We start from the raw sequence: 9,741 nt of genomic DNA on the forward strand, positions 1-9,741 counted from the left end.
CCGCCCCCCCCCCCCCCCCCCCCCCCCCCCCGCCACCCGATGCACCACCCACCGGCGCCCCACGGCGCCCCCGCACCCGGAGGACCCACGATGTTCCTGATGGACCCCGACCTGGCACGGGACCAGGTCCGGCAACGACTGGCCGACGCCGACCGGTCGGCTCGCGCGCGACGGATCGTCACCGCCCGCCGCTGTGACCGCCGGGCGGAGCGGGCGAACCGCCGCGCGGCCCGGGCCGGAGCCGCCGCCTGGTGAGCGCACCCCGAGCGCCGCGCACCCGAGCACCGCGCACCCGAGGACCGCTCACTCCGACCAGCTGGCACCCGCCCCGGGTGCGGGGCGGTTCCACCGCCTCCGCGCCCGGGCGGTCCGGGGTGGACCGTCAGCCGGCGAAGCCCGGCAGCCACTCCTCGCACACGCCCCGGTAGGGCGCCTCGGCGTCGAGCTGGCAGAGCACCCCGATCGACCCGATGGTCACCCGGTGGATGAGCAGGTAGGCGGGGGGCAGGTTCAGCTGCCGGCCCAGCTGGCTGGCCTCGCTGCGCGGGTCACCGAGCCGGTTCGCCTGCTCCTGCATCCACTTGCGGGTGAACCGGAAGGACGGCTCGGCCACCGGTGCCAGGAACGGCAGCAGGAAGTCGAGCACCGCCTGGGCGTCCACGGTCACCGACTGGCGCACGAAGCCCTCGGCGCGCAGGTCGGTGAGCACGTCGTCGGCCCGGCCGTCGAGCGCCCAGTTCACCAGCCGCCCGATCGGCTCCGGCAGCCCGGCGGGCAGCCGCGCCGTCGCCCCGAAGTCGATGACCCCCAGCCGCCCGTCGGGCAGCAGCCGGAAGTTGCCCGGGTGCGGGTCGGCGTGCAGCAGGCCGGCCCGCTGCGGACCGGAGAAGTGCAGCTCCGCCATCAGCAGACCGGCTCGGTCGCGCTGCTCCCGGGTGCCCTCGGCGATGATCCGGGACAGCGGGGTGCCCTCCAGCCACTCCGAGACGATGACCTTCGGCGCGCTGGCCACCACCCGGGGGACGGCGATCTGCTCGTCGTCGGCGTAGGCGGCGGCGAAGCCGCGCTGCGCGTCGGCCTCCAGCCCGTAGTCCAGCTCCTCCTCCGCCCGCGCCTTGAGCTCGGCGATGAGCGGCTTGACCTCCATGCCCGGGAACAGCACCGCGAAGAGCCGGGCGAAGCGGGCGAGCTGGTTCAGGTCGGCCATCAGCGCGGTCCCGGCCCCGGGGTACTGGATCTTGACCGCAACGTCCCGGCCGTCGCGCCAGGTCGCCCGGTGCACCTGGCCGATGCTGGCCGCCGCGGCCGGGGTGTCGTCGAAGTCGCGGAACCGCTCGCGCCAGCTCCCGCCCAGCTGCTGGGCCAGCACCGCGTGCACCGTGCGCAGCGGCATCGGCGGCGCGGCCTCCTGCAGCTTCACCAGCGCCTCGCGGTAGGGGCCGGCCATCTCCTCGGGAACGGCGGCCTCGAAGATCGACAGCTGCTGGCCGAGCTTCATCGCACCGCCCTTCAACTGCCCGAGGACGGCGAAGAGCTGCTCCGCGGTGCGCTGCTGCAGTTCGGCGTCGACCTCCTCGGCCGGCCGGCCGGACAGCCGCTTGCCGATGCCGAGGGTGGCGCGCCCGGCGGCGCCCAACGGCAGCGCGGCCAGCCGGGCCGATCGGGACACCGCCCCCCGTGGGATGTCCCGCCCGGTGTCACTCACCACCCCATTGTCCCCTCTCCGCCGTCACCCCGCCCTGTGCCACGGCTCCGCAGCCGCACTCGGGGTGTGCGGGCCAGCGGCGCAGCCGGGGCTCGAGCGACGGTGGCCGCAGCTCGAGCGTCGCATCCAGCACACCCGGTGCCCGGTCGTCGCCGTCGAGGTGGGCGAGGGACTGCACGGCGGCGGTCACCGCGGTGGCCAGGCAGGTGAGGGTGCTGCCCGCGGGGCCGGGGTGGGCGGCCGCGAGCTGGGCGGCGACGGCCGGCCAGCTCGGGTCGTCGTCCCGGCGCCACGCGTCGGCGCAGCGCAGGCAGCTGCTCACCCCCGGCAGGACCAGCGGGCCGACCACCCCGGTGTCGCCACGCACCGTCGCGACCAGGTGCGGCACCCCGTCGCGCTGCAGTGCCGCGGTCAGCGGGTCGACGGCGGCCCAGGGACGGCAGAGCACGACCAGGTCGGGGCGGTGCTCCGGGGGGAGCGGCCGCAGGTCGGTCAGCGGGCTGGCCCGCCGGACCGCGTCAGCGGCCGCCAGCACCCGCGGCCGGCCCTCGTCGTCGGCCGCGACGCCGCCGACGACCGGGTCCCCGGCCGTCGTCAGACCACGGTCGCGGACGGAGACCCGGCCGACGCCGCTGGCGGCCAGCAGGGCGGCGAGCGGGGTGCCGACCCGGGTCGCCCCCTCGACGACGACGGTGCTCTGCCGCCGGACCCGCCACCGTCCCGCGGCGACGGTGGGCAGCTCCAGCCCCGCACGGGCGGCCGCCGCCGGCCCCGGGTCGGTGGCCAGCAGGTCGCCGGCGGTCACGTCGTGCAGCAGCCCGGCGCCGCGGAGCCCGGCGAGCAGGTCGTCGACGACGTCGTCGTCGAGCCCGGCCGCGGACCAGTCGCCCCGCAGCGTGCGCTCGGTGCGCCGGCCGTCGACGGCGGTGAGCAGCCGGGCGACCGCCGGCCCGGCCGGCCACACCCGCACGCCGTCGCGCCCGTCGACGCCACCGACCTGCACCGTGCCCTCGTCCGGGCACGTCACCGGGGTGGTGGCGGGGAGCAGCGGGTGCGGGATCTCGGTCACCGGCAGCAGGGTGCCAGCGGGTGGCGCCCCCGCGCCGGCGCCGTCCACAGGCCCCGACGGGAGCCCCGCGGGCGGCCATCGCCCACATCCTGTGGATGCTGCTGGGGAAACGCTGTGCACGAACGGGGGACGGCCGGTGGGCAACTCGTCCACGAGGCCTCCGGTGCACCGCTCACCTGCGCCGACGTCGTCCCCCCGGGGCGAGCGGACGCGTATCCGTTCCACCGTTCGGGGGACCCGCCGGCCGTGGTTGTCCACTGACCGTGTGGACCTGTCCACCACCGGGTGTCGGTCCGCTGGGCGGACCCTGTGCCGACGGCTACCGTGCGTTCGTGCACCAGCGACCCGAGCGCCGCCCGGCCGCCTCGTCCCCCGCCGCCGCGGCGATGACCACGATGGCCGGGCCCGTGGAGGTCCGGCGCAGCGCACGGCGGCGGCGGACGGTGACCGCGTACCGGGAGGACGGCCGCACCATCGTGCTGATCCCGGCCGCGTTCAGCGCGGCCGAGGAGCGCCGCTGGGTCGACCAGATGGTGGCCAAGCTGCAGACCCGTGAGGAGCGGCGCAAGCGCACCCTCGGCTCGGACGACGACCTGATGGCGCGCGCCCGGCAGCTGTCCGACGCGCACCTGGACGGGCTCGCGGTGCCGACCAGCGTGCGCTGGGTGGACAACCAGAACCGGCGCTGGGGGTCGTGCACCCCGGCCGACGGCACGATCCGGCTGTCCAGCCGGCTGCGCGGGATGCCGGAGTTCGTCGTCGACTACGTGCTGGTGCACGAGCTGGCCCACCTGCTCCAGCCCAACCACGACGAGCGGTTCTGGACGCTGGTGCACGCCTATCCGCGGGCCGAGCGGGCGCTGGGCTTCCTCGAGGGCGTCGAGCACGGCGGGCGCAGCACGCCCGCCGTGGCCGACGACGACCTGGAGCCCGGCACCATCGACTGAGAAAGGACCCCGCTGCCCCCCACCACTCGCAAGCTCGCGGCGGGACCCTGCAGCGGGGCCGTTTCGTCAGCTGCGGGGCGTCTCGCCGTCCTCGGGGGCGTCGCCCGGCTGCTCGCGGCCGTCGCCGGCGTCGTCGCCGTCGGCCGGGGACTGCTCGTCGAGCCCGTCGGTCAGCTCGGCGAAGGGGTCCGCGCCGCCCTGGCGGGCGACGAAGTCCAGCGGCTCGTCGAGGTCGTCGGAGGTGGGCAGCAGGTCCGGATGCGACCAGAGCCGGTCCCGCGCGGCGGTGCCGTGCTGCTGGGCCATCGCGCCCCACACCGTGCTCGCGTCGCGCAGCCGGCGCGGCCGCAGCTCCAGCCCGACGAGGGTGGCGAAGGTCTGCTCGGCGGGGCCACCGGACGCCCGGCGGCGGCGCATCGTCTCGGCCAGCGCGGAGTGCCCGGGCAGCCGCTCGGCCGCCGCGGCGGCGACCAGGCTGTCCACCCACCCCTCGACCAGGGCCAGCATCGTCTCCAGGCGGCGCAGCGCCATCTGCTGCTCGGGGGTCTCCTCCGGCTCCAGCACCCCGCTGCCCAGCAGCCGCTGGATGCTCTCCGGGTCGCTGGGGTCCATGCCGCCCTCCATGCCGCCCATGGCTTCCTGGATGCCCCGCTCGATCGCGTCACGATCGACGTGGATGCCCCGTGCGTAGGCGTGCACGGCGTCGGTCAGCTGCTGGCGCAGCCACGGGACGTGCGCGAACAGCCGCTGGTGGGCCGCCTCGCGCAGCGCGAGGAAGAGGCGGACCTCGTCCTCGGGGCGGTCCAGCCCGGCCCCGAAGGCGGCGACGTTCTGCGGTACGAGCACGCCGGCGCCCTGCGGGCCCAGCGGCAGGCCGACGTCGGTGCTGGTGGTGACCTCGTCGGCGAGCCGCGCCAGCGCCTGGCCGACCTGGGCGCCGAACATGACGCCGCCCATCTGGCCCATGATCCCGGCCAGCGGGCCGGCGATCTGCGCGGCCTCCGCGGGCAGGGCGCTGGTCATGGCCGCCACCACCCGCTCGGCCAGCGGGTCGATCAGGGCGGCCCACGCCGGCAGGGTCTGCTCCACCCACTCGACGCGCGACCAGGCCAGGCCGCGGTCGATGCCGGAGGGCAGCTCGGTGACCTGGTCCAGCCAGAGGTCGGCGAGCCGGAGCGCCTCGGTGACCGCGGACTGCTCACCGGCAGAGGTGGGCTGGTGCCCCGGGGCCAGCTGGCTGATCGCGCCCTGACGTGCGAGGTCCCAGTTGACCGGGCCGCCGGACCAGTTCATCAGCTTTTGCAGCTCGGCGAACAGCGGCATCTTGCCCAGCAGCTCGGCCGGGTTGCCGGCGCCACCGGCGCCCCCGGCGGCGCCGAACAGCGCCCCCAGGCCGAACGGGTCGTTCCCGGCCGGGCCACCGCCCGAGCCGCCGGACTCGCCCCGACGCTCGGGGTCGCGGTCGGGAGGGCCGAAGCCGAACGGGAGATCACTCATGTCCCCACCGTAGACGCGGGCGGCGGTCCGCAGCGCCCCCGCGGGCCTTCTCCGGCGACCCGCGGTTGCGCCCAGAGCGGAGCGCGCTCCGGAGCCGTCCCCGGCAGGTCACCTACTCTCGCCGTTCGACAGGCGCCCTGGGTCGGGGTCGCGCCGGACGAGGAGGAGACGTGAGCCGTCGGACCACCGTGCTGGTCGCCGGGTCGGTGTTGCTGCTCGTGTTCGGCGCGCTCGGCTCGCTGCTGCCGGTGCCCTACGTCGCGCAGGTGCCGGGCCCGACCTACAACACGCTCGGCGAGATCGACGGCACCCCGATCATCGAGCTGATCGGCCGGGAGGAGGAGGAGGTCTCGGGCAACCTCAACCTGACCACCGTCGGCGTCCCCTCCGGCCCGTTGACGCTGGTCGGCGCGGTGCAGGGCTGGTTCGACGACGAGGTCACCGTCGTGCCCCGGGAGCAGGTCTACCCGTCGGGCCAGTCGGAGGAGGAGACCCGCCAGCAGAACCGGCAGGCCTTCCTCACCTCCGAGCAGGCCGCCCGCGGTGCGGCGCTGGGCGAGCTCGGGTACCCGGAGGAGGTCGTCGTCCAGACGCTGGTCGACGACTCCCCGGCGGAGGGGACGCTGCAGCCCGGTGACGCCGTCCAGGCGGTGGACGGCACCCCGACGCCGGACTTCGAGACCCTCGTCGAGGTGCTCGGCGCGATCCCACCGGGCACCGAGGTCACGGTCGACTACAGCCGCCTCGGCGTGGACGGGAGCGGCACGGTCACGACGGCGGCGGCCCCGGAGGGGGAGGGGTCCGTGCTGGGCGTCACCGTGCTGGAGACCCCGCACGCACCGTTCGACGTCGACATCCAGGTGGACGACGTCGGAGGCCCCTCCGCGGGCCTGATGCTCAGCCTCGGCATCATCGACCTGGTGGATGCCACCGACCTCACCGGTGGGGCCGTGGTCGCGGGCACCGGGACGATCGCCGTCGACGGCGCGGTGGGGCCGATCGGCGGGATCCCGCTGAAGCTCGTCTCCGCCCGGGAGATCGGCGCCGAGCTGTTCCTGGTGCCCAGCGCCAACTGCGCGGAGGCGGTGGCGAACGCCCAGCCCGGCCTCCCGATGGCCGAGGTGGCCACCCTGGACGACGCGCTGCAGGCGCTCGCCGACCTGCGGGCAGGGGTCACCCCCGACCCCTGCTGACCGGCCCCGCCGGCCCCCGGGGCCAGTCCCTCGACGGCGCCGGGAACCCGCCGACGTCGGGGGGAGTTGAGGATGCGACCCGGGAGTGTCCGGCGGCCCACGAGCGCCGCTGGAGCCCCTACGGTCGGATCCGGGCGACCGGCACCGCCGGGCCGTCCGGGCCCCGAGACCACTGTTCGACAATCCGCCCTTCGAGAACGTCTCTTCGAGAACGTCGCAACAGACAGGAGACCGACCGTGGCCATGCGGCCCCCCGTGCCGGTGCCGACGCTGTCCCGGCGCGCCAAGCTGGTCATCGGCGTCGTCGCCGTCCTGCTCGTGCTGTTCACCGTCATCGGCACCCTGACCAGCGTCTACGTCGACTACCTCTGGTTCGACGAGACCGGCTTCACCGAGGTCTTCTGGACCGAGGTGCAGACCCGCGCGCTGCTGTTCGCGGTGGCCGCCGTCGCCACCGGTGGCCTGGTCGCGCTCGCGGTCTACCTCGCCTACCGCTTCCGGCCGACCTTCCGGCCGATGTCGCTGGAGCAGCAGAACCTCGAGCGCTACCGCCAGTCGATCGAGCCGCGGCGCAAGACGCTGCTGACGGCGCTGGCCGTGGTGCTCGGCCTGTTCGCCGGCTTCACCGCCCAGGGCAGCTGGCGCACCTGGCTGGAGTTCCGCAACGCCACCGACTTCGGCCGGACCGACCCCGAGTTCGGCCTGGACCTGTCGTTCTTCATCTTCGACTACCCCTTCTACCGGCTGGCGCTGGGCTTCGGGTTCGCGATCGTGCTGCTCGCGCTGATCGGCTCCGTGCTCACCCACTACGTCTTCGGCGGGCTGCGGCTGCAGACCCCGGGGCAGAAGCTCAGCGGCGCCGCCCGCGTGCAGCTGTCGGTGCTGGTCGGGCTGTTCGTCGCGCTGAAGGCGGTCGCCTACTGGCTGGACCGCTACGGGCTGGTCTACTCCAACCGCGGTGACGTCTTCACCGGTGCCTCGTACACCGACGTGAACGCGCTGCTGCCGGCGAAGAACATCCTGGTCTTCGTGGCGGCCATCTGCGCCATCGCCTTCTTCGCCAACATCCTGGTGCGCAACACCCTGCTGCCGGCCGCCGCGCTGGTGCTGCTGCTGGTGGCCAGCCTGGTGATCGGGGTGGCCTACCCGGCGATCGTGCAGCAGTTCGTCGTCCGCCCCTCGGCGGACCAGCGGGAGCAGGAGTACATCGAGCGGGCCATCGGGTCCACGCTGGCGGCCTACGACCTCGACCAGGTCGAGTACGTGCCCTACGTGCAGGACCAGACCACCGGCGGTGGGAGCGGCGACGACGGCGTGGCCGGCAACACCGTCGACACCGAGGCGGCGCTGGCCGAGCTGGCCGACTCCCCGACGATCTCCAACGCCCGGCTGCTCGACCCGAACGTCCTCTCGGCGACGTTCACCGCGCGCCAGCAGATCCGCAACGTCTACGGCTTCCCGGAGAAGCTGGACATCGACCGGTACGACATCGACGGCGAGCTGCAGGACTACGTGGTCGCCGTCCGCGAGCTCGACCAGTCCGGGCTGAGTGAGAACCAGAGCAGCTGGATCAACCGGCACACCGTCTACACCCACGGCAACGGCTTCGTCGCGGCCCCGGCCAACGAGGTGGTCGCCGGCCAGGAGGGCGGCGAGCCGAACTTCACCACCGGCAACCTGCCCACCACCGGCGACATCGAGGTCGACCAGGCCCGCATCTACTACGGCGAGCTGATGAACGTCCTCGGTCAGGACGTCTACTCGGTCGTGGGCGGCACGGGTGAGCCGCGGGAGTTCGACCTGCCCGAGGGTGGGTCCGACGAGCGGCAGATCAACTCCACCTACGACGGCGAGGGCGGGGTCTCGATCGGCAGCTTCTTCCGCCAGCTGACCTTCGCGATCTTCTACCGCGAGCGGAACTTCCTGCTCTCCGGTGCGGTCAACGACCAGTCGAAGGTGCTCTACGTCCGCGACCCGCTGGACCGGGTGGAGAAGGCCGCACCCTTCCTCACCGTGGACGGCGACCCGTACCCGGCGGTGATCGACGGCCGCGTCCAGTGGATCCTCGACGGCTACACGACCTCGGACGCCTACCCGTACGCCGAGCAGATGTCGCTCGGCGAGGCGGCCACCGACGCGCTGACCGGCACCGGGACGACGGCGCTGCCCGACCAGCAGTTCAACTACATCCGGAACTCGGTCAAGGCGACCGTGGACGCCTACGACGGCACGGTGACGCTGTACGCGTGGAACCAGGAGGCCAACCCGGACCCGGTCCTGCAGACGTACATGAAGGCGTTCCCGGGTGTGGTGCAGCCGCAGGGGGAGATGTCGCAGGAGCTGATCAGCCACGTCCGGTACCCGGAGGACCTGTTCAAGCTCCAGCGGGACGTGCTGACCCGGTACCACGTGGCCAACCCGGTCGACTTCTACAACCAGAACGACCGCTGGCAGGTGCCGAACGATCCCACCGCGACCGTGGACGAGGCGCAGCCGCCGTACTACATCCTGGCGCAGCGGCCGGGCGACGAGCGGGCCAGCTTCCAGCTGACCAGCGCGCTCAACGCCTTCAACCGGGACAACCTGTCGGCGTTCGTCTCCGCCTCCTCGGCGCCGGAGACCTACGGCGAGATCCAGGTGCTGCGACTGCCGGGCAACACGCCCTATCGCGGTCCGCTGCAGGTGCAGAACGCCTTCGAGTCGAACAACCAGGTGCGACCGGACCTGACCCTGTTCAACAGCGAGAACTCCGAACCGGTGTTCGGCAACCTGCTGACGCTGCCCATCGGTGACGCCGGGCTGGTGTACGTGGAGCCGCTCTACGTACAGGGCACCGGCGCCGGCGGGTTCCCGCTGCTGCAGAAGGTGCTGGTGAACTACCAGGACCGGATCGGCTACGCGAACACCCTGGCCGAGGCGCTGACCCAGGTGTTCGGGGAAGGTGCCGGGCAAGCAGCCCCGGACAGCGACGGCGTCGAGGGTGAGACCCCCGCACCGGAGGAGCCGGCCGAGCCGGGCACCACGCCGCCGGCGGAGGATGGGTCCCCGACCCTGGAAGCCGCCCTCGCCGACATCGACGCGGCGATCGAGGCACTGGCGGAGGCCCAGCGCAACGCCGACTTCGCAGCGATCGGCCAGGCCCAGGCCGACCTGCAGGAGGCGGTGAACGCCTACCAGGCGGCGCAGGCGGCGGCGCCGGCCGACTGACGGACGGGCTGCACGGCGCCCGCGGGCGCCGTGCCGCCCCCCTCCGCAGGGCCGGAAGGACCTGTTGTTCAGTTTTCTCAACCACCCGCGGTTGTGCAGCTCGGTATCTCGCTGGGCTCATAA

General features: G+C 74.0%; 7 protein-coding genes. 4 read left to right on the top strand and 3 right to left on the bottom strand.

The genetic code is table 11. The features are described from left to right. Positions 1-90: 90 nt before the first annotated feature. Positions 91-255, top strand: coding sequence for a hypothetical protein (locus tag ACI79U_RS12840; RefSeq protein ID WP_457072269.1), 165 nt, complete (start codon positions 91-93; stop codon positions 253-255). A gap of 127 nt (positions 256-382) precedes the next feature. On the opposite strand, the gene ACI79U_RS12845 is transcribed toward ACI79U_RS12840, so the two are convergent. Both ACI79U_RS12845 and ACI79U_RS12850 read right to left on the bottom strand, forming a co-directional pair. Next, complete coding sequence (locus ACI79U_RS12845) at positions 383-1,705, bottom strand: ABC1 kinase family protein (RefSeq protein WP_457072271.1); 1,323 nt, start codon at positions 1,703-1,705, stop codon at positions 383-385. Next, entirely contained in the window at positions 1,698-2,774 is a 1,077-nt protein-coding gene (locus ACI79U_RS12850) for a ThiF family adenylyltransferase (protein ID WP_457072274.1), read from the bottom strand. Before ACI79U_RS12850 ends, ACI79U_RS12845 begins: the two co-directional genes overlap by 8 nt. 332 nt (positions 2,775-3,106) lie before the next feature. Here ACI79U_RS12850 and ACI79U_RS12855 point away from each other — a divergent pair, with 332 nt between their 5' ends. Continuing rightward, on the top strand, positions 3,107-3,721 hold the full coding sequence (locus tag ACI79U_RS12855) for a M48 metallopeptidase family protein (RefSeq protein WP_457072277.1): 615 nt from the start codon (positions 3,107-3,109) through the stop codon (positions 3,719-3,721). Between the two features lie 66 nt (positions 3,722-3,787). Here the strand turns inward: ACI79U_RS12855 and ACI79U_RS12860 are convergent, their stop codons facing one another. Further along, positions 3,788-5,218: a zinc-dependent metalloprotease gene (locus ACI79U_RS12860; RefSeq protein ID WP_457072280.1), complete on the bottom strand. Its 1,431-nt coding sequence runs from the start codon at positions 5,216-5,218 to the stop codon at positions 3,788-3,790. A gap of 170 nt (positions 5,219-5,388) precedes the next feature. Between ACI79U_RS12860 and ACI79U_RS12865 the strand changes: the two genes are divergently transcribed. Further along, entirely contained in the window at positions 5,389-6,411 is a 1,023-nt protein-coding gene (locus ACI79U_RS12865; protein ID WP_457072283.1) for a YlbL family protein, read from the top strand. Between the two features lie 243 nt (positions 6,412-6,654). Next, positions 6,655-9,618, top strand: coding sequence for a UPF0182 family membrane protein (locus ACI79U_RS12870; RefSeq protein ID WP_457072286.1), 2,964 nt, complete (start codon positions 6,655-6,657; stop codon positions 9,616-9,618). The last annotated feature ends 123 nt before the right edge of the window (positions 9,619-9,741 follow it).

This window comes from Modestobacter sp. SYSU DS0904 (genome assembly GCF_054051115.1).